Source organism: Variovorax sp. 01N429 (assembly GCF_056399425.1).
In genome coordinates, this window is sequence record NZ_JBFTRG010000263.1 from 1 (window position 1) to 354 (window position 354).

The window sequence follows — 354 nt, forward strand, 5'->3', positions numbered from 1 at the left end:
ATCTACGAGGACCACCGTCGCTGCCGCGGCTCCGGAGCCCCCGCATCACCGGCCGACAGCACCGGGTCGCCGACCCGGCAGGGCAGCCGTAGGCTCGAAGTGAATGCCGGTACACGATGGGAAAGCCGATATGGACACGACGTCCACGCGGCCCAAGGTCGTGATCATCGGAGGCGGCTTCGGAGGCCTGTTCGCCGCTCGCGCGCTGCGCCGCAGCCCCGTGGACGTCACGGTCGTCGACCGCGCCGGCCATCACCTGTTCCAGCCGCTGCTCTACCAGTGCGCCACCGGGATCCTGTCCGAAGGCCAGATCGCGGTGCCGTTGCGCGCTCTCTTCAAACACCACCGCAACAC

At 68.9% G+C, this 354-nt stretch carries 1 protein-coding gene; it reads left to right on the plus strand.

Going from position 1 to position 354, the window contains the following annotated elements; all coding sequences use genetic code 11:
* Positions 1 to 130: 130 nt before the first annotated feature.
* Positions 131 to 354 (plus strand): FAD-dependent oxidoreductase (locus tag AC1DSF_RS31535; protein WP_478184238.1); only part of this gene is annotated, 224 nt, incomplete at its 3' end.